Annotated in this window: 17 protein-coding genes; 11 read left to right on the top strand and 6 right to left on the bottom strand. The window is 58.8% G+C overall.

Going from position 1 to position 20720, the window contains the following annotated elements:
- Positions 1-3 precede the first annotated feature (3 nt).
- Both AAC076_RS01605 and AAC076_RS01600 read right to left on the bottom strand, forming a co-directional pair.
- Positions 4-657: an EAL domain-containing protein gene (locus AAC076_RS01605; protein ID WP_339842605.1), complete on the bottom strand. Its 654-nt coding sequence runs from the start codon at positions 655-657 to the stop codon at positions 4-6.
- Positions 658-663: 6 nt separating this feature from the next.
- Positions 664-1779 carry a GAF domain-containing protein gene (locus AAC076_RS01600; RefSeq protein ID WP_339842604.1) on the bottom strand — a complete coding sequence of 372 codons (1116 nt, stop codon included), beginning with the start codon at positions 1777-1779 and terminating at the stop codon, positions 664-666.
- A gap of 306 nt (positions 1780-2085) precedes the next feature.
- On the opposite strand from AAC076_RS01600, the gene AAC076_RS01595 reads away from it, so the two are divergent.
- A complete protein-coding gene (locus AAC076_RS01595) occupies positions 2086-3789 on the top strand; it encodes a hypothetical protein (RefSeq protein WP_339842603.1) in 1704 nt (567 codons plus the stop codon).
- A gap of 29 nt (positions 3790-3818) precedes the next feature.
- On the opposite strand, the gene AAC076_RS01590 is transcribed toward AAC076_RS01595, so the two are convergent.
- Positions 3819-5762, bottom strand: coding sequence for a sigma 54-interacting transcriptional regulator (locus AAC076_RS01590; protein ID WP_339842602.1), 1944 nt, complete (start codon positions 5760-5762; stop codon positions 3819-3821).
- Between the two features lie 297 nt (positions 5763-6059).
- On the opposite strand from AAC076_RS01590, the gene AAC076_RS01585 reads away from it, so the two are divergent.
- From AAC076_RS01585 to AAC076_RS01565, 5 genes are read left to right on the top strand one after another with little or no spacing between them, the layout of a single operon-like run.
- Positions 6060-7484 (top strand): ABC transporter substrate-binding protein, encoded by a 1425-nt coding sequence (locus tag AAC076_RS01585; RefSeq protein WP_339842601.1) that lies wholly within the window; start codon positions 6060-6062, stop codon positions 7482-7484.
- Positions 7481-8314 carry a nitrate ABC transporter permease gene (gene ntrB, locus AAC076_RS01580; protein ID WP_339842600.1) on the top strand — a complete coding sequence of 278 codons (834 nt, stop codon included), beginning with the start codon at positions 7481-7483 and terminating at the stop codon, positions 8312-8314. The genes AAC076_RS01585 and ntrB overlap by 4 nt, the downstream gene beginning before the upstream one ends.
- 9 nt (positions 8315-8323) lie before the next feature.
- Positions 8324-9226 (top strand): ABC transporter ATP-binding protein, encoded by a 903-nt coding sequence (locus tag AAC076_RS01575; RefSeq protein ID WP_339842599.1) that lies wholly within the window; start codon positions 8324-8326, stop codon positions 9224-9226.
- 12 nt (positions 9227-9238) lie between these two features.
- A complete protein-coding gene (gene cynS, locus AAC076_RS01570) occupies positions 9239-9673 on the top strand; it encodes a cyanase (RefSeq protein WP_339842598.1) in 435 nt (144 codons plus the stop codon).
- A gap of 49 nt (positions 9674-9722) precedes the next feature.
- Entirely contained in the window at positions 9723-10151 is a 429-nt protein-coding gene (locus AAC076_RS01565; protein WP_339842597.1) for a nuclear transport factor 2 family protein, read from the top strand.
- 33 nt (positions 10152-10184) lie between these two features.
- Here the strand turns inward: AAC076_RS01565 and AAC076_RS01560 are convergent, their stop codons facing one another.
- On the bottom strand, positions 10185-10625 hold the full coding sequence (locus AAC076_RS01560) for a hotdog fold domain-containing protein (protein WP_339842596.1): 441 nt from the start codon (positions 10623-10625) through the stop codon (positions 10185-10187).
- Positions 10626-10750: 125 nt separating this feature from the next.
- On the opposite strand from AAC076_RS01560, the gene AAC076_RS01555 reads away from it, so the two are divergent.
- A complete protein-coding gene (locus AAC076_RS01555; protein ID WP_339842595.1) occupies positions 10751-11368 on the top strand; it encodes a TetR/AcrR family transcriptional regulator in 618 nt (205 codons plus the stop codon).
- A 66-nt stretch (positions 11369-11434) separates the two neighbouring features.
- On the opposite strand, the gene AAC076_RS01550 is transcribed toward AAC076_RS01555, so the two are convergent.
- The gene (locus tag AAC076_RS01550; protein WP_339842594.1) at positions 11435-11998 is read right to left on the bottom strand and encodes a hypothetical protein; all 564 of its coding nucleotides are present in this window, start codon (positions 11996-11998) and stop codon (positions 11435-11437) included.
- A gap of 127 nt (positions 11999-12125) precedes the next feature.
- Between AAC076_RS01550 and AAC076_RS01545 the strand changes: the two genes are divergently transcribed.
- A complete protein-coding gene (locus AAC076_RS01545; protein WP_339842593.1) occupies positions 12126-12752 on the top strand; it encodes a glutathione S-transferase family protein in 627 nt (208 codons plus the stop codon).
- Positions 12753-12822: 70 nt separating this feature from the next.
- Positions 12823-14274, top strand: coding sequence for an MFS transporter (locus AAC076_RS01540; RefSeq protein WP_339842592.1), 1452 nt, complete (start codon positions 12823-12825; stop codon positions 14272-14274).
- 64 nt (positions 14275-14338) lie between these two features.
- Here the strand turns inward: AAC076_RS01540 and AAC076_RS01535 are convergent, their stop codons facing one another.
- Positions 14339-17227: an HD domain-containing phosphohydrolase gene (locus tag AAC076_RS01535; RefSeq protein WP_339842591.1), complete on the bottom strand. Its 2889-nt coding sequence runs from the start codon at positions 17225-17227 to the stop codon at positions 14339-14341.
- Between the two features lie 345 nt (positions 17228-17572).
- Here AAC076_RS01535 and AAC076_RS01530 point away from each other — a divergent pair, with 345 nt between their 5' ends.
- A complete protein-coding gene (locus tag AAC076_RS01530) occupies positions 17573-18772 on the top strand; it encodes a TAXI family TRAP transporter solute-binding subunit (RefSeq protein ID WP_339842590.1) in 1200 nt (399 codons plus the stop codon).
- Positions 18773-18792: 20 nt separating this feature from the next.
- Positions 18793-20718 carry a TRAP transporter fused permease subunit gene (locus AAC076_RS01525; protein ID WP_339842589.1) on the top strand — a complete coding sequence of 642 codons (1926 nt, stop codon included), beginning with the start codon at positions 18793-18795 and terminating at the stop codon, positions 20716-20718.
- Positions 20719-20720 lie beyond the last annotated feature (2 nt).

The raw sequence follows: 20720 nt of genomic DNA, 5'->3' as shown, positions 1-20720 counted from the left end.
AAATCAGGAGGGCCGTCCGGCAAGCCAGTCGACCAACCTGTCAGGCAACATCGGCCTGCCTATTTGATATCCCTGCCCTGCATGGCAGCCCCAACTCTGCAATAGCTCGAGCGTCGCGGCGTCTTCTATGCCCTCGGCTACCACCCGGTAGCCAAGCCGGGACGCCAACTCGATGACCGCCTGCACCAGCGGTTTGTTTTTCTCATCGGTGTGCAACTCGTACATGAACGTCTGATCAATCTTGACCGTAGTCGCGGGCAGCTCCCGCAGGTAGGTCCAGTTACTGTAGCCGCTACCAAAATCGTCGATCGCGATCTTGATGCCCAACGTGCTGATCCTGTCCAATTGCTCGCGCACCGCCTGGGGTTTGTTTATCAGCGCCGTTTCAGTAAATTCCAGCTCCAGACTGGATGCGTTGATACGTCTGCGCTCAAGCAGCATGGCAAGCTCGTCGACAAAGGCGCTGCTTTCCAGGTCCGTAGCCGAAATATTGATCCCCACCTTGACGTTAAGCCCCTGGGATTGCCAGGCAGCAACCTGGCTGACCGCAGCATGCAGAACTCTCATGGTAATAGGGCCAATCAATGCGGTTTTCTCGGCCAGGGGGATGAATTCACCCGGTCCGATCGGACCAAGCACCGGGTGCGTCCAGCGCAACAGGGCCTAAACCGACTCGCATTGCCCTGAAGCCAGATCAATGCGCGGCTGATACACGAGATAAAGCTGGTCATCGGACTGCAGCGCCCCGGTCATGGCCGAGAGCAACATGAAGGCTCTCTGCTGGGCATCGTCCAGGCTTTTGTCGTACCACTGCCAGCCGATCTGGCGAACCCTCGCATCGTCGGAAGAACTGATGACCAGACGGAGCCAGTCCTGGTCTTTGGCCTGGTCGGGCTGGATAGGCACCACACCAATCCCTACCTGCAACTGTATCGGGATGCCGTTGCTGTTCACCGGCATGGCCAGGTCATCCAGGATGGACTGAAACAAAGAAGGCCCAACCTCGGCCTGAACTTCATCCAGAAGAAAGCCAAAGCGCGTCGGGCTTATTTTGTATAGGGTGCAACCGTGTGGTAACAGGGCTTGCAGCCGCTTTTTGATGGTCAGAATCAGATCGTCGGAGAACTTGTAGCCCAGCGCCTTGACGATATCGTTGAGAAACAGCGGCGGGATGACGTCCACAGCGGCCACAGTGCAGCCCTTGCCAGTACCGGCGGTCGAACGGACCTTCTGTTCCAGCATCACGCGATTGAATAGCCCCGTTTGCTGGTCGACGACGGCCGCATCGCGCAAGCTCAATATGCGCTGCATGACCAGCCCAGCCAGGTTCTGAAGCAATGTCAGCTCACGCGCGTCAAGCGCCGGTCGCGGCTGGCTATCGATAATGCACACGCTGCCCAGACCAAGGCCATCCGGAGTAGTCAGCGGTACGCCAGCATAGAAGCGCACGTTTGGCTCGTGGGTCACAAGGGGGTTGCTGGCAAACCGCGGATCGGACAGGGCATCGGGAACCTGAAAAGGCTCATCGGCAAGAATCGTGTAGGCGCAGAACGAGTCCATACGGGGCATCTCGCGCGTATCGACCCCAACGCTTGCACAAAAAAACTGACGCTTCTCTTCGACCGCAGAAATCAGCGCGATCGGGACCTGAAAGGAGGCCGCAGCCAACTCCACAATGCGCTCGAATACAGGATCCGAAGAGCATTCCAGAAGGGATAGCTCATTGATCCGTATAAGCCGTTGCGGCTCGTTGACTGGTACAGGAGGTCCTTGAGTCATAAGACACTCTATTCTCAAAAGCCGAAGTAGCATCGACGATTCGACAGGCATCCGAGCCGGGCCTGACAGTTTTTATAATAGTCTTCTCACAATAGAACAGTGGCAAATGGCCCTCAAGCAACAATCACTGTGTTTCCTGATGTTTTGGCGCAGTCTTGCTCACCGCGCCGCCTCTTTAATGGGCGGCTGCTGGCGAAGCTCAGCGTGATCAACCTGGTCAAAAAAACGCAGCTAGGAACTTGCCTCGCTCTGCGATGAACGTTAGGGTTTTTGAACAAGGAACATTCGCTGACAAAAGGACGTGCCATGAAGTACGCACCCAGACCAATCCGGAACTGTATCTGCCTGGTTATACTCGCGTCGATTGTTATTGGCCTCACGGGGTGCTCAATAAATGCCAGGCAGTTCGCCTGGTCAGCCTACGAAAATCGCGACCCCTCTGTAGACCAATGGGAAAGGCTCGACCCGAGCACCGACCGGACGCTGCTACTGGCCACCTATGCGTCCACCCACTACACCCGCTCGAATCAGCTCGCAAGTGACGCGGAGCTGATCTCCGGCGACACGCCGGTCCTTCTCGCCTGGATAGAATTCAGCAAAACGGACCAGTTGATTCCGCTCTACCGGTACGTCATCCAACCACTCAAGGCAATCACCGCACAGGAGCTACTGGCACAGGGCAAGTACATTTCCAATGCAACCCCGCGGATCAACAACCTGCCAGCCCGGACGCCAGCAAAAGTGACCAATGGTGCGGTCGTCACCGATTGGCAATATTGCTATGACTGCTTTACCACAATGCCGCTGGATGAACTCAACCCTGCCAGCATTGCTTACCTGCGCGAGCAGGTGCAGAAGACCATGGCAAGCAGGCCCCTGGACCGTCTGATTTTTATCAATACTCCCAAAGAGGCCCAGTACCTCAAATCCAGACCTTCAGTGACCGTATACACCGGCCCGGAAGCGATGCAGGAACAATCGCTGCTGGCCGAACAAGTCAGCGGTCTGACCAGCGATGTTGCCAACGCTAAAAGGTATGACGAACTGTACCGCCAATTTACCGAGGTCGAATACAAGCCCCTGACATTTGCCTATCAGGCCGCGAAAGCAGGATGTCCGACGAACAGGGCCAATACGCGGGAAATATCAGGCGACCGCCGCAGCATCGCAAACACCGTTATTCGAGTAAACACCCACTACATCGAATGCAACTCGAAGGTCCTGGAGAGCTACGACCCTGCACCCCTGGAAGCAAAATATGACTATCTCAGCACCCGCGAGGAAATGCTGTGGGAGCGTTCCAGCAAGACTGAACGTCATCAGGTTCGACGCCCCGAGAGAACGATCGATAATGTGATCGGAACAATCAATGACGCTATTGAAGGTCTCGAGTCCGCCTACGACAACCTGGAGCTCGCCGACAGGCTGGATGCACGTAACCGCGATCTGGAAGTCTTCGGTCAGCAGCAATGGAACAATACCCTCAACAGCATCCAGAGCCGCAATGAGTCCATCAAGGCGCAGCAACAGCAAATCCAGAAGATCATCCGCAACACCCAGCGGGAGCGGCATACAACGCCAGAGAAAAAGCAGTACGACCCAACCAGCCCCCGCCCTGGCCCCAGCCGCGCGGACGCGACACCCAGGACTGACACTGCCAGCACCGGCGATGCCACAAGCGTCGTTGTGGCCGCCCCTGCTGAAGAAAAACCGGCGCAAGCCGAGGAGAAACCCAACCGATATGTAGGCGCCGGGCGTGATTATCCGTTCACCGGTACATCAGGCCAGTTCTTCAACCGCGAGCTCGCGGTAGATCTTGCCCAGACACACCTCATGAACCAGGCATCTGAATTTTGTGGTGGTGGCCTGAAAACCGAGATTCGCTGGGCGGCCCAGTCGTACTGCAAACCATCAGCTTCCGAGGAAGGAAACTTCAAGTGCACCATCGACGGGATGGTCAATTGCTATGAAAACTTCTGCGACGAGCCCTACTGCGGTACGGAGCGGTAGGGCCACCGCATCAGCAGACGCGCCATTCATCAGTATTGTCGCGCCTGCCCAAACGCCCGCCGATCAATGTGCCAACGCCGCAAACGTGAATACAGCGAAGGCGGCTTGATGCCCAGCAGCGCCGCCGCGCCGTCCGCGCCGGAGACCTTGCCACCGGTCTGGCGCAGGGCATTGATGATATTCTCCCGTTCGCTCAGGCGCCTCTCCTGCTCGGTCATGACCAGCCCTTCGGGGGTGCTGTTCCCTGCTCCGGCGCGGTTGGCAGCAAACCCATCCAGCAGCGCGCCGCCGGCTTGGACCGGGCGTGACGGCAGCTCGATATGCAGCCTGCCCGCCGCCGAAAGGATCACGGCCCGCTCGATGATATTTTCAAGCTCGCGGATATTCCCCGGCCAATGGTAACTCTGCAGCTTTTCCAGGTCCGCGAGGGACAGTGCCATGGAGGGCTTCTTCAGTTTCTTGCAGGCCTGAGCGATAAGATGCGTGGCCAGGAGGGGAATATCCTCTGTGCGCTGACGTAGCGGCGCCGATTCAATGGGGAACACGTTCAGACGAAAGTACAGATCCTCACGGAACTGCCGTTGCTCCACCTCCTGGCGCAACTGCCGATTGGTAGCGGCAATGATGCGCACGTCGACTGAACGTGTGCGGGTATCGCCTACCCGCTCGAACTGCTGATCCTGCAATACGCGCAGCAGCTTGCCCTGCAGGTCCAGCGGCAACTCGCCGACCTCGTCGAGGAAAATGGTACCGCCGTCCGCCAGTTCAAAGCGCCCAGGACGATCTGCCGTTGCGCCGGTAAAAGCGCCGCGTATATGCCCGAAGAACTCACTCTCGAACAGCTCTCTTGGAATGGCCGCGCAGTTGACCCGGATCAACGGCCGCTGGCTGCGCGGGCTGCTCTCATGAATGGCCCGGGCGATCAGTTCCTTGCCGGTACCCGACTCGCCGGTGATCAACACCGGTGCATCGGTCGGCGCTACCAGCTTGATCTGGCGAATACAGTGTTTGATCGGCTGGCTGCGGCCAACGATCTGCCGGTAGTCATGCTCCGCACGAATCTCCTCCTGCAGATATGCATTCTCCATTTCCAGCCGCTCCTTCAGCGACTCAACCTCCGCCAGCGCCAGGCGCAGACGACGCTCCGCATCGCGCCGCTCGCTGACATCGCGAAACACCACCACGGCTCCGACCAGAACACCCTCATCGCGAATCGGCGTACTGGTGTACTCCACGGGAAATACGCTGCCGTCCTTGCGCCAGAAAACCTCATCGTCCACCACATGCACAACGCCATCATTGAATGCGGCATAGATCGGGCAACAGTGACTGGGATAGGGCGTGCCATCCTGATGTGTGTGGTGGAACACCGTGTGCGCGTCTCGGCCGATCAGTTCACCCGCATCCCAGCCGAGCATCTTCAATGCGGCAGGATTGACAAAGGTAGTCGCTCCCTCGGCATTAACGCCGTAAATCCCCTCCCCCGCGGCGCTAAGAATCAACTGGTTATAACGCTCGACTTCGCGAAAGGCACCCTCGATACGCTTCCATTCCAGCAACCCGCCCCGGTGCAGCCAGTGCAACTCCGTCTGTTCGCGCTGGGCCTGGATTTCGCTGGCGTCGAATATCAGCAGCAGCAATAACTGACGCTCGTTTTCCATGAAAGTCGACGCGTGAATTTCCACGGGTAGGCTGCCCTGATGCGCAGTACGCAGACTGATCTCTCCGCTGTAATAGCGCCCCTTGTCCTGGCATGCCTGGGTCAGACTGATCAGGCGCGGCAGATCATCGGCGAACAGCGCTGACATGGGCTGAGTCATCAGCGCGCTGCGCTCGCTTCCGAGCAAGGCCTCCAGCGCCGGATTGCAGTCCATCACGCGATCAATCAGAGGGTCGCAACAGAGCATCGCCGCACCGCTGGAAAGCGCTGCTTCGCGCCAGGCCGTGAGCTTATCGGGAGTCGATAGTGTCATCGCCGTTCACCTGATCAGTGTTCGATTAACTGTTCTCCCTCCACCTGCAAGGACCAGGCCTTTTTATGCAATTGCATATTTTTAACTGTGCAAATGCATGAATTATGCAAATGCATACTTCCAGCCTCACTAACTTACGCGTGTATCCCATTGATCCTTCTGAAAAATTTATCGAGACCCAAACTGGCATAGAGCTTGATACAGCACTAGCAGGACACCTCCGGGTGAACAGCCACAGCACCTCATTCGGGCAGCACGCCACGCCGTGCACCGGAATACGACTGGCAGGAGCCAAACATGACGATCAAGAGCCTGGGAAATCCCTATGACGGCGGCAAGGGCCTGACCCACGACGCCCAGTGTGAATGCGACAAGTGCAAGCACATCGCCCTGCCCGCCGGTCTGACGGCGCAGCACTCGGCAGTCGATAATCGCGCACCGGTCATGGCCACGCCCATGTCCAGTGAAGACATGATGGAGCGGGCCATCGAGAACGCTGTGGTGCGCGCGGTGTTCAACCAGAGCGACATGAGCCGCCGGCGCTTCATGCAACTGCTCGGCGGTGGCACCGTGGCCGCCGCCCTGGCCACCATCTTCCCGATGGCGCAAGCCAAGGCCGCGCTGATGGACAGCATGGGCCCGCTGGAAAAGACCAAGCTGAGCGTCGGCTTTGTGCCGATCACCTGCGCCACGCCAATCATCATGGCGCACCCGCTGGGCTTCTATTCCAAGTACGGCCTGAATGTCGATGTGATCAAGACCGCAGGCTGGGCCGTGGCGCGGGACAAGTCCCTGGCTGGCGAATATGACGCCGCCCACATGCTCACGCCGATGCCGCTGGCCATGTCCATGGGCGCCGGCTCCACCGCCGAGCCCTACATCATGCCCGCGGTGGAAAACATCAACGGCCAGGCCATCGTGTTGCACGTCAAGCACAAGGACAAGCGCGATCCCAAGCAATGGAAAGGCTTCCGTTTTGGTGTGCCCTTCGAATACTCCATGCACAACCTGCTACTACGATACTACGTGGCCGAGCATGGCCTGGACCCGGATCAGGACATCCAGATCCGCGTGGTACCACCGCCGGAGATGGTCGCCAACCTCAGCGCCGGCAACCTGGACGGCTACCTGTCGCCGGACCCGTTCAACCAGCGCGCCGTCTGGGAAAAGGTCGGCTTCATCCACCTGCTGACCAAGGACATCTGGGAAGGTCATCCCTGCTGCGCCTTTGCCTGCAGCCAGCGCTTCGCCACCGAAAACCCCAATACCTACGGCGCCCTGTTCCGCGCCATCGTCGATGCCACGCAGTATTCCCACCAGGCCGAGAACCGCAAGGAGATCGCCGCCGCCATCGCGCCGCGCAACTACCTCAACCAGCCGGTGGGGGTCATCGAGCAGGTCCTGACAGGGCGCTTTGCCGATGGCCTGGGCAACATCATCGACGAGCCCAGCCGTATCGACTTCGATCCCTTCCCCTGGCATTCGATGGCCGTATGGATCCTCACCCAGCTCAAGCGCTGGGGCTACATCGAGGGCGACGTCAATTACAAGCAGATCGCCGAACAGGTCTACCTCGCAACAGACGCCGGCAAGGTCATGGAAGAACTGGGCTACGCCGCGCCGGATATCACCTACCAGAACTACACCATCATGGGTAAGCAGTTCGACTACAACAAACCCGAGGAGTACGTCGACAGCTTTGCCATTCGGAAGCGCACATGAAACACACCATCAACAGCCTGCGCCCGGCCATCCTCACCGTCCTGATCCTGCTGGTACTGGGCGGTATCTGGGAGGCCGCCATCAACACCACCCAGAGCACGGGCGAACTGACCGAGTACGAGATGATGATGGGCGGTGGCCAGCCCAGTGCGGGCGTACCCGCGCCCTCACAGGTGCTGGCCCATGCCTGGACCGAGCTGAGCGACCCCTTCTATGACAACGGCCCGAACGACAAGGGCATCGGCATCCAGCTCGGCTACTCGATCGGCCGCGTGCTGGTAGGCTTTTTTCTGGCCGCGCTGATTGCCATTCCGCTGGGCTTCGTGATCGGCATGTCGCCGCTGATGTACAAGTCGCTCAACCCGTTTATCCAGGTACTACGACCGGTGTCACCACTGGCGTGGATGCCCCTGGCGCTCTACATCATCAAGGATTCGGAAACGTCGGCGATCTTCGTGATTTTTATCTGCTCGATCTGGCCCATGCTGCTCAATACAGCCTTCGGCGTCATGAATGTGCGCAAGGACTGGATCAACGTGGCGCGCACCCATGAGCTCAGCCAATGGCGCACCGCCTTTCAAGTGATTCTGCCGGCAGCGGCGCCGACCATTCTCACCGGCATGCGCATCTCCATCGGTATTGCCTGGCTGGTGATTGTCGCCGCAGAAATGCTCGTGGGCGGCACCGGCATCGGCTACTACATCTGGAACGAATGGAACAATCTGGATCTCACCAGCGTGGTGTTCTCCATCCTCATGATCGGCCTGATCGGCATGCTGCTCGACGCCGTCTTGTCACTCGCCGCGCGCCTCGTCGCCTGGCAGGAATAGGAACCCCCGATGACTGATAACCAAAGCACTCATACCGAAAGCACTGATCCCAACCGCAAGTTCCTGCAGGTCAACGGCCTGAAGAAAACCTTCCCCACCCCCGGGGGCGGCGATGTTGATGTGTTCGAGGAGGTCAACTTCAGCCTGGCAAAGGGCGAGTTCGTCTGCATCATTGGCCACTCCGGCTGCGGCAAGTCGACCATCCTCAATGCCCTCGCCGGGCTGGATACCCCTTCTGCCGGCACCATCATTCTCAATGGCAAGGAGGTCACCGGCCCGAGTCTGGAACGCGGCGTGGTATTCCAGAACTACAGCCTGATGCCCTGGCTTTCGGCGCTGAAGAACGTGATCTTTGGCGTGCGCGCCCGCTGGCCACAGTGGAGCAAGGCAGAGGTCGACGCCCATAGCCGCAAGTACCTGTCACTGGTCGGGCTGGATGAAGCCCTGCACCGCAAGCCCGCGCAGCTGTCCGGCGGCATGCGCCAGCGCGTCAGCATTGCCCGCGCCTTTGCCACCCAGCCATCGCTTCTGCTGCTGGATGAGCCCTTCGGTGCCCTGGATGCGCTGACCCGCGGCGTGATTCAGGACGAGCTGGTCAAGGTCTGGAGCGAGACCCGGCAAACCGTTTTCATGATCACCCACGACGTGGACGAAGCCATCCTGCTCGCCGACCGCATTTTTCTGATGAGCAATGGCCCCAATGCACGCATCGCCGAAATGGTTCAGGTGGATATCCCCCGGCCACGCCTGCGCACCACGATTTTTCAGGATCAGAAGTACTACCAGACGCGCAATTACCTGGTGGACTTTCTGATCAACCGATCCGGTGACGAGCACATCAGTGCGGACGACAACGTCCCCACCCGACTGCCCGATACCAAAACCCCAAGCAAATCACCCGAGCACGCCTGAAGGAGCACGACCATGAACTCAACGACCGCCACCATCATTGCCGCCAAGGAAAGCCTGGGCCTGTCCTGGGAAGACATCGGCGCCGCCCTGGAGATGTCTCCGGTGTGGACCACCTCCGCGTGTCTGGGCATGAACAGCATGCCCGCCGACAAGGCCAAACGCCTGTGCGAGCTGCTCAAGCTGGACGACGCGACCCAAATTGCCCTGCAGAAATGCCCAATGAAGACCTGGGACAAGGCCGTGCCCACCGACCCGGTCATCTACCGCTTTTACGAGATGATCGGCGTATACGGCGAGACCATCAAAAGCATCATCCACGAGAAGTTCGGCGACGGCATCATGAGCGCCATCGACTTCTCCATGGACATCGACAAGAAGGAAGACCCCAAGGGCGATCGCGTGGTGATCACCCTGAACGGCAAGTTCCTCCCTTACCGCACCTGGTAAGCCGACCCGGGGCTTCGGCCCCGGTCTTTCCACTCTGCCGAGCCCAATTATGGAACATAAACCACCCTTGCCGCCCTTCGATAGCGTGACCGCACAGATCAAGGTACAGATGGCCGAAGATGCCTGGAACAGCCGCGACCCAGCCCGCGTCGCCCTCGCCTACACCCCCGACTCCACCTGGCGCAATCGCAGCGAATTTCTCAGTGGGCGTAACGAAATTGAAGCCTTTCTGACCCGCAAATGGGAGAAGGAACGGGAGTACTGCCTGCGCAAGGAGCTGTGGGCCTACACCGACAACCGGATCTCCGTGCGCTTCGAGTACGAATGGCATGATGCCGACGGCCAGTGGTACCGCTCCCACGGCAACGAACAATGGGAGTTTGCACCCAACGGCCTGATGCAGCGCCGGGAGGCGAGCATCAACGATCTGCCGATTACTGAAAACGAGCGCCGCATATTTCCACGTCAAGCGGTATGAAAGCGGCGCCGATCCCAGACGCAGCAGGCTGGCTTACGACAGCTTGATGTTCATGGTAATCCGCGCCGTGAAGACCGTCTTGCCGTCGGTGTCCGTCACATCAACCGGCACGATCTTGTCGCCTTCGCTGCTCCAGTCGATCCCCTCTCCGCTGGCCCTGGCCGTCAGATCGGTTTTGGCCTTTGCCAGATACTCCACCGTCATTCCCTTCGGGATCCACCGCGCGCCTGTTGGAATCGAAACAGTGGTCATCACGCCCGCCGCCAGTTCAGCCGCATTGCACATGGCAATGGCATGGACAGTCCCCATGTGATTGGTCACCTCTTTGGCAAACGGGAACTGGACCACGCAGTGGTTGGTCTCCAGCTCGGAGATCAGCGGGTTGATCGTGCTGAAATAAGGGGCAGTCTGGCAGCTCATCTTGCTGAAGGCCTCAGGGCCGGCTGACTGAAACATGCTAAGCAACGGGTTCATACGCACTCCTTTGAATTAAACAGAACAATATTCGGTTAAAGAACATTATTCTGTAAAGCCTGGCATGTCAATGCTGTGCGTTACCAGGCGAACGGGGTACCATTCTTTCCTTTTGGAGCCTTGAGATGTCGGCAGCGGACTTGTTGGAACGCAGCTTCCCTGGACGGCGCGCGGAGCTGAAACGCAGCGTCCTGGGTGCGGCTTTGCGCTGTTTCAACAGCAACGGCATTGAAGCGACGACTATCGAAATGATCCGCCACGCGTGCGATACCAGCGTCGGCGCGATCTACCATCACTTTGGTAACAAGGAAGGTCTGGTCGCTGCGCTGTTCTTCGCCGCAATGAGTGACCAGGCAGATCTGCGTCAGCGCTATCTTGAGGCAGCGCAGACCCCGAGAGACATTGTGAACGCGTTGGTGTTCAGCTACGTCGACTGGGTTGATAGCCAGCCCGAATGGGCACGCTACCAATTCAACGCCCGTTTCGCTGTGTCCAACGGCCCCCACAAACAGGAGCTTGCGGACAGAAACCGGCTGCGCAACAAACAGGTTCAGGAATGGTTTTCGCGGCCAGGAGTGGGAGAGCTGCTGAAGCACTTTCCCCTTGAGGTGGTCCCGTCACTGATCATAGGATCGGCGGAAAGCTATTGCCGAGCCTGGCTGTCAGGCAGAGTAAAGCAAAGCCCAGGCACGCACCGGCAGATACTGGCCGATGCGGCCTGGCGCTCCCTCCAGAGCGCCTAACTCGCACAGAGGCATTCGCCCACTGTCGATACTGGCTGTATCGCCAGCACCCGTTAAACACGATGTTCAACAGTCCGCGTTGCGCCGCACTGCGTAGTAATTGGCATGCGGCCAGTCACTGAAGGCAATCATTCGCCCCGGCCAGGCCAACGCGGTGAACGGCCAGTCGTTTTCCAGCCACTGCATGACCTCCTGCATTACCGCCGCGCGCACTGGTTCCGGCTCTGTGGCAGCAGCCCAGAGATACGCCTCCGCGTCATGGGCCGGACTGGCCGTGGGGTAAAGATACAGGCAGCCCAGGCAGCGCTGTCGGTCGTTACTCAGCAGGCTGTACGCAAAGGATTGACCCTGCACAAACTCCCTTTCGTGCCAGGCCAGATCCAACCCGTCGTCCGCCTGAGTCAGGTCTGCTGGTGGCCAGGCATCTCCAGCACCAAACAGCCCCTGCAGTTGCTCACGGCTAGCCATCACCGCCGCATAATCCAGCGCCACCAAGTCTGGCGCTGCCGGCACCAAGATGCACTGCCGCCCGCTCCACTGCGCCGGCGCCTGGAAACCAATAGGAAGCCGAAGATGAAAACCTTCAAGCTCTTCTTTCTGAGCACCCGGTGTAACGATTGAACCAGACATCAGTGATAGTCCCTTATAAGCAGAAGGTGAGCGGCGCTTCCGCCGTATTCAAAGCCCCCGTAACTAGCATAGGATGGGCAGCAAATTCTGGTCGATAGACACCAGCCGATCCAAGGAGGCAACCCACTTGATTACGTTACATCATCTTAACCAGTCCCGTTCCAAACGCATCATCTGGATGCTTGAGGAGCTCGGTGTGGAATACAAGCTGGTCACCTACCAGCGTGACAGCGTGACCCGCCGCGCTCCCGCTGCACTCAAAGCCATCAACCCCCTGGGCCGCTCACCTGTTATCGAGGATGGCGATCTGGTGATATGTGAATCCGGCGCCATCATCGATTATCTGGTCAGCCGCTATGGCGCAGAGACCTTCGCGCCGCCGGCTAATACACCCGCGCACGCCCGCTACGTGCAATGGCTGCATTTTGCCGAGGGCACCGCTGCCTTCCCGCTGATCGCGCTGTATCTACTAAGCGCAGACGACAGCCAGAAATGCTTTCTGGGCGGATTCGCCCGCGAACAGATGAGCGACGTGCTCACGCTGGCGAATAACGAACTCGCCGACAAGACCTACCTTATGGGCGATCAGTTCACTGGCGCCGATGTACTGAATTCGTTTGTATTCGAGAAGATCAGTGAGACGCGTGGACTGGGGGAGTATCCGAATCTTGAGGCGTACATGAAGCGGATTTCGGAGCGTCCAGCGGCGCAGAAAGCTGAGACGTTGGAGCGGGAGTATGATGCGGAGATGTAGTTCTCCTGATATCAGCATCCGATTACAGCTTGCGTCTATTAAATAACAACAAACTTAGAAGGGATTGTTCATGAAAGCCACCACTGCCAGTGATGGAGGAAGCCAGGGCCACTTGTTCGGCTTCGGCTCCAAGGCGTACCGCAATTACGTGCTATTCGCGCTGACACTTATTTATATCTTGAATTTCGTCGACCGCGCGCTGCTAGCGGTCGTAGGGCCCGATCTGGTGCCTGACCTCGGGATCACCGACACTCAATTTGGTCTTCTTACTGGCTTCGGCTTCGCCTTGCTCTATACAGCCGTAGGCATACCCCTGGCGCGCTTTGCCGATGTCGCCAATCGCGTGTGGATCATGACCGTCTGCGTGGCCCTGTGGTCGTTGATGACAGCGCTTTGCGGCCTGGCGACGGAAGTCACCATTGGCTCCGTGACCATTGGTGCGTTCTGGATTCTGTTGATGTGCCGCGTAGGTGTAGGTATTGGCGAGGCAGGCTGCACGCCTCCGGCCAATTCCCTGATCGCGGACTATTTTATCCCGCGTGAAAGATCCCAGGCGCTGGGTTTCTACGCCATGGGCGTTACGCTCGGCACCATGTTCGCCAACCTGATCGGTGGCTGGGTTACCGACATGTTTGACTGGCGAACCGCCTTTTTTGTCGTCGGTTTGCCGGGTCTGCTGGTCGCGCTGGTATTCAAACTCACAGTCAAGGAGCCGCCGCGCGGCTACACCGATCCGCAACAAGCCGAGAAAAAACCGCGCGCCAGCCTGAGCGAGGCTATCAGCGAGCTGACGGGCAAGCCTGCTTTCTGGCTGATGACGGCCGGCGCCACCGTTGCCGCATTCTGCGGTTACGGTATTTCCTCGTTCCAGTCGCTCTTTCTGGTACGAACCTACGAAATCACCGCCGGTCAGGCGGCGATCTGGATCAACACGCCGGTAGCCCTGTCTTCGGCCATTGGCACCTTTGCCACCGGCTGGCTCGCGACCAGGATTTACAAGAAGCACCCGGGCGCTATCGCCTGGGTGCCGGCGGTGGGCCTGGCACTGTCGGTGCCCTTTTATATTTTCGCTTTCACAACCAATAATCTGCTCTATGCTGCAATCGGTCTGATCATCGGCGGCTTCGTGAAGTATGGCTATCTAGCGGCCCAGTACACGATCGGCCAGGGTGTGGTGAGCATGCGCGTACGCGCAATGGCCACTGCGGTGATGCTGCTTCTGGTCAACTTGATTGGCTACGGCTTCGGCCCGCTGTTCATTGGCGCAGTCTCCGACATCTTCTTCAAGTCCGGCATCGCCGAGCTAGGAGTCGCGGCTGGTGAGCTGGCGCGCAATCAGTGCCACCCCACGGTGATCGGCCAGCTGGATCAGACCCTGCAGAACGTCTGTGGCCAGGTTTACTCACAAAGCCTGCAAACCTCCATGGTGATAATGGCCTGCCTGTATGTTGCTAGCGCCCTGTTCTTCCTCCTGACCTGGACCCGACTGAGCAAGGATATGGTCGACAGAGAGGTTAAATAACCGGTCACTCCACAAGTGACTAAGCAGAGGGCGCATTGCGCCCTCTTTTTTTGTCCCTTTGCCGTTAAGCCTGATCACCCATCAGCGCATCCAGACGGGCCAGCAACCCGGCCTCATCAACGGCATCGCACTGTTCCGCCAACAGGAACTGCTCTGCATACTGACGGTAAACACCCGCGTGAATGAACAGATGCAGCAGATCGGCATCCACATGCTGCCGTTCAGCCATGCTGACCAGAATGTCCAGTGACGCCGAAAGTGACTTCGGTTCCTTGTAGGGACGGTCAGCGGCAGTGAGCGCTTCGAAAACATCGGCAATGGCCATGATCCGCTCTGGCACCCCCAGGTCCTCAGCCGTCAGTCGGCAGGGGTAGCCTCGACCGTCCAGCGTTTCATGGTGCGTCGCTGCCATCTTCGGCACCCCCTCCAGATGGCGCGGGAACGGCAAGGCTTCCAGCATGATCAAGGTCTGCACGATGTGATCATTGATCTTGAAGCGCTCCTCCGGCGTGAGGGTGCCGCGGCTGATGCGCAGGTTATACAACTCGCCCAGATGCATGGCGTGCTCGGGCAGGGTCATATCGAAGTCCCAGCGGTTGGCTGGATTATCTCGCTCCACGGGTGGTTTCCTGTCGCCCCAGGGATAAACATGCTCTGGACGGTCAGCCAGCAAGCATTCGTTGGCGGGCAGCTCCTGTGCGGGAAAATGGGCCATGCGCCCCTGCTCGGCCCGCGACAAACCCAGACGATTGTCAAAGTGGCGCGTCCAGCGCCGCTGCGCGATCTGCTCGAGCTCGGCCACCCGTTCATCCGACATCGACTCAGCGCCCATATTCGCCTGGGCGACGAGGGCAAACTCTGCCTGCAGGCGTTGCTGCTCTGCGCGGCAGGTCTCACGCAACTGCTCCGGATCACCTCCATTCAGCTCAGCGCGCAGGCACTCCAGCTCCGCATCGCGCCAGAGCACTTCGAATCGAGTCCGAATTTCATGGATGCGGTTATAGATGGTTTCCAGCTTGGTCGCCTTGTCGACAACGTATTCCGGGCTGGTGATCTTGCCACAATCATGCAGCCAGGACGCTAGATGAAACGCGTAGCGCTGGTCTTCGTTCATTGCAAAATCGGCCAGCACGCCAGACTGCGCCGCCTCCGCGTGCTGCAGCAGCATAGCCGCCAGTTGTGGCACCCGCTCACAGTGCCCGCCCGTGTACGGTGACTTGGCATCAATCGCATCGGCCAGCAAACGAATGATCGCATCCAGCAGCCGCTGCTGGCCGGCAAACAGCAGGCGCGTCTCAATAGCCACCGACAGCGTGCCGGACAGATCCCGCACAAAACGCTGCAAGCGCTGATGGAAATCGCTTTCCAGCTGAGTCGACAGCTCCACAACGAGAAAGCCAAGCAGCGCGCGGTAGCGGTCGTGCAAGGTCACCACAAGATAACTGTGGTTGGCATCCAGGCGCAGTAGCAGCTGCTCCTCGGGTTCATCGCGGAACGCATCATCCAGGTCGAAGGTGTCGGGATAATGGGTACCCTGAAAGCGACTACTGCAATCAAGCTGCGTGCCCGACTCGTTACATAGATACACGGCACCGCTGCGCCCTTCCGCCGTGGCCACCAGATGCTCCATCACATCGTCGAGCATCTGCTCCAGGTGCGGTTCATGACTCAACGCCAGGGTAATCTGCTGAAAATGATCAATCGCCGAGCCCATGCGCCCCATCAGAATACTCAGATGGTTGACCTCCCTGATCCGTGAGCGCACACGCGGAGGTTGGGTAAAGTCGAAATTACTGAAAGCCTGCACCTGGTCTGCCAGTTGGCTCAAGGGTTCACCCAGACGTCGCCCGAATGCCCAGCCGACGGGCAGAATGACCAGCATCAGGGCCAGCGCCCAGATTGCCTGATCAATCAGTATGGCTCGCGCACCGGCCAGCAATTCCCAGCCAGGAATGGCTATCAGGATATGTATGCCCGAATTGGCAAAGGAGACCAGTGGAAAACCGATCCCATACCAGGTCGCACCATTGAGGGTGAAGGTAATGGGCTCATTCTTGTCTTCGTCCAGGTTGAATCGATCCGCCAACTGATACAACGCCCCGTTGTTCAGTTCCGACAAGCTGGCAAGCCGAAAACTGCCGTCTTGCTGCTTGAGAATCTGCTCCAGATCCGGGTAGGCCAGCACGCGCTGACCGGCGTCTACCACGGCGACCTCGCTACGCGCCGTCATGCGCATATCTCCCAGCTCACTGGCCAGATCACTGAGGGCTGCGTCCAGGCCGATCACCGCGTTACCCGTCTTGCTCGGCAAAGCCATGGTCAGACCCACTTCACCCGTTGTAAAAAATACATAGGGTTCGGTCAGCACCAACTCATCGGTGCCGGTGGCCCGCTGGTACCAGACCCTGGTCCGCGGATCGAACTGGTAGTTAGGCACCGCCTGCTGCGAGAGCATTTTCAGATCGGCATCGTAGAACTGCCAGTGACCACTGATCTGGCGATCGGCCCCGTAATGCATGCTCTGCACCAGATAGGCGGACTGCTCGGGGATGGGATACTCCAATGTTGACCGGCGGCCTTCCAGCGGGCGTACCAACAGAAACTCACCGTTGGCATAGCCTACAAAAACGGCACTCAGGGTAGGATTGGCACTAAGCATCTCGACCAGCAGCGGCAACCGCGCCAGGCGCTGCTCAATGTCAGGTGCTGCGCCTAGTGGATCATGCGCCAGGGCGCGCAAGGTACTTTCCGCTGGACTGATCAGACGGCCAGCCCGTTCATCCATGATGACCGCCAGTTGCCGCGCCGAGTCCTCGGCTGCTGCCAGCAGAGCCGCACTGGTTCCACGATAGCCTTGCACCACGGTCACCAGCATGACGACCAGAAGGCTGAGAACAATACCGCCGGCCAACATCCATTGCACCGGCAAGCCGCTATTACGCACCTTTTTCATTCCTTGAATCATCCGATAGCGATATGGCTCCTTAACAATAGTCCAATTTGTAGCGACCAGTGGTTCAGATGTAGCTCATCACATATAAGAGCAAGCTGATGGTGGCAGGCCGGGGCTCGCGCTTGTGTTGAGACACTTGAAGTGTCGATAGCCCTAAGGCAGTCCTCCCCTACCCTTTCCAGACATTCCGGTATTCATCCTGTGAATCCGGTTTTTCTTCAGCCTGCATGATGTGTCCGCTTTATTGACAGCGCAGACGCATCGACCTTAGTTTGATTTGTAGTCATCAGGTAAAAACACAGCAGCGTCATCACGATAAGAATAAAAAGATCGGAGACAGCTCTAATGAAGACCAGATCGCTAAAGCATCTGTTGGGTGCAGGTGTGTCCCTCGCGGGTGTGCTTGCGCTTGGCGCTATCAGCTCAGCCCATGCGAATGAATATGCGCTGCCGAACCTGCTGGTAATCGGCACCCCCGGCACCTCCAGCGGCAGCTTTGCTTCCTCCAATGGCTGGGGGCCTCTGCTGCAGAAGGATCTGGACACTAACGTCCGCGTCGTGCCGGAGGACAGCGAAGTCCAACGTTATCGGCGCCTCACTGAACGTCGCGACCTGGCGCTGAGTTCGGTCTCCGCGGCTGAGCTGCGTTTCCAGACCCAGGGTATCGGTCACTACGCCACCATGGCGCCCGTACCCCAACGCGTTATCTGGCATCACAACGATACTCCGTGGGCTTTCGTCGTCTCCGGTGACTCTGATTTGCACACCATGGAAGACCTCAAGCAAAGCGGCCTCCGGGTTGCCCAGGGGCAGTTTTCGCCGCCCATGATTGCTGCCGTCAGGGATGGTCTGCCCGCCTACCTCGGTATGACTCCGGAAGAAGGCGCCGAGCATTTCAACTTCGTACCCGCCAGCAGTTATGTCGAGAACTGCCGCACCGTTGTTGAAGGCAGAGCCGATGTTGCCTACTGCGCCACCGTCAGTTCCGTGATGGCCGAGATGGAAGGCGCGCCCGGCGGCATCCGCTGGCTGCCCATGGATCTGGATAATACGCAGGCCTGGGCCAGCTTCCTCGAGCACCGGCCCATGGTCGTGCCCGGTACCATCAGCATGGGCGTCTCGTCAGCCAAAGGCATTGATGGTCTTGCCTCGAACTTCCTCTATGCCGCGCCCGCGGATGTCGACGACGCCTTCGCCTACACCCTGGCTAAATGGTTTCACCAGTCCTTCGATACCTACAAGGGCTCCCACCCCCTGTCCACGCGGATGAGCCTGGAGCTCTTCCGGGAGTATCTGGACCGCTCACCACTGCCGGTCCATGCAGGCACAGTGCGTTATCTCAAGGAGGTGGGCGCCTGGACCGAGCAAGACGACAAGTGGAACCAGCAAGCCATCGAGAAAACAGACAGCTGGATGGCCGCCCGACAAGCCGCACTGGACGAAGCCCAGGAACGCGGGATCAAGCCAGATGCGAACGACGAGCACTTTATGGCCATCGTGAAGAAACACAAGCAAGGGCTGGAAGGCTTTCGTACTCGTCTTTGATGCAATCAAAAGGTATCGCCATGAAAACTGACACGGTCATCGATGAGAGCACTGCAGCAGGTTCCGAGGTCACTCGGCTGGGTGCGGCGTACTCATGGCAGAGCATTGCCTTTGTGATCCTGAGCATCTGCGGACTGGTAACGGGGATCGCCTATATCTTCGGCTTTACCTGGGATGGTCGGCGCCTGCTGGAAGGTGAGTACTACTGGATCTTTATCGGTTTCTTCGCGGCGGCAGCCTTTCTGGCGTTACCGGCCAAAGCCGGACAATCGACCGTACCCATCTACGACATAATGGCCGCCGTCGTCGTGGTGGGGGTGAGTTTCTACTTTGCCAACAACGCCTGGGACATGGTCCAGGCCGGTTGGAGCCACCTGTACCTGGGCATCCTTGTCTGGCTATTGATGATGGAGCTGGCCCGGCGCAGCGGCGGTACGCCTTTCCTGCTGGTGGTCGTACTGATCGGACTGTATCCGCTGGTGGCGGATCATTTCCCTGGGCTCATCATGGGGGTGCCCTATGAGTTCGGTCACATGATCGAATCCTATGTCTTCCGCGCCGAAGGCATGATGGGCATCACCACCAAAATCGTCGCCGAGATCATTCTGGGGTTCCTGGTGTTCGCCGGCATATTATTGGCGACCGGCGCAGGCGCCTTCTTTATCGACCTGGCCAATGCCGGTTTCGGGCGTTATCGCGGCGGCCCGGCCAAGGTTGCCGTGGTGGCCAGCGCCTTTATGGGCAGCCTGTCCGGCTCGATCTTTTCCAACATCGCTGGCACGGGCTCCATCACCATCCCGACCATGAAAAAAGCCGGTTATCCAGCCCATTACGCAGGCGCTATCGAAGCCTGCGCCTCGACCGGGGGCGTGGTGATGCCGCCGGTGATGGGCGCAATCGCCTTCGTCATGGCGATTACCATTGGCGTGGACTACGCCACCATCATGATTGCCGCGATCCTGCCCTCGCTGCTGTTCTACTTCGGCCTGATCCTGCAGGTGGATGCCTATGCCGCGCGTACCGGTATGGAAGGCATGCCCGAAGAGGATCTGCCCTCCACGCGCAAGGTGCTGATGCGCGGCTGGCCCTTCCTGTTCGTCATGGCGTTTCTCATGTGGGGGCTGCTGTACATGCGTTGGGAGTACTACACGCCCTGGTATGCCTGCATCCTCATGATTGGCCTGTCGTTTCTGCGCAAGGAGACCCGCCTGACGCCCGCCCGGCTGTTCAACGCCATACGGCAGATCGGCGTACTCGTCACCCAGACCGCCGCCATCATCCTGCCGATTGCCTTTGTGGTCGGCGCCCTGACCATAACCGGCGTCACCGGCTCGGTCACCTCCGGGCTGGTGGGCTTGGGCGGCGACAACCTGTTCCTGGTGATTCTGTTTGGCATCATCGCCTGTTTCATCATGGGCATGGCGGGGCTGGCCATCGTCGCCTATATCTTCCTGGCGGTGACATTGGCCCCGGCAATCATTGAAGTCGGCGGGCTCAACACCATCGCCGTGCACTTCTTTATCGTCTACTACGCCATGCTCTCGGTGATCACCCCGCCGGTTGGCGCGGCGGCCTTTCTGGCCGGGACCATCGCCGGTGCCAAACCAATGAAAACCTCGTTTACCGCCATGCGCCTGGGTATTGTTATCTACTTTGTTCCACTGTTCTTTCTGTTTCAGCCAGCCCTGTTATTACAAGGCGATCTGACGCCGCTACTCTACGTCCTGCCCTCGATTATTGCTGGCATCATGCTGATCTCTGGTGGGCTGGAGGGCTATCTGTTGGGGGCGGGTCTGGTGAGGCCCTGGCAGCGTTTGCCGCTCATAGCAGCGGGCTTTGCATTCAGCTTCCCGGGACCCATGACTACCCTGATCGGTGGCGTGGCATCGGCCGCACTGGCCGCGATGGTATGGCATCAGAATCGGGCCAAGCCAGGGTTGGCATGACG

This window comes from uncultured Halopseudomonas sp. (assembly GCF_963977355.1).
Classification (GTDB): domain Bacteria; phylum Pseudomonadota; class Gammaproteobacteria; order Pseudomonadales; family Pseudomonadaceae; genus Halopseudomonas.
The sequence above is the reverse complement of the archived record's forward strand: the minus strand, read 5'-3'. Positions and strand labels throughout refer to the sequence as shown.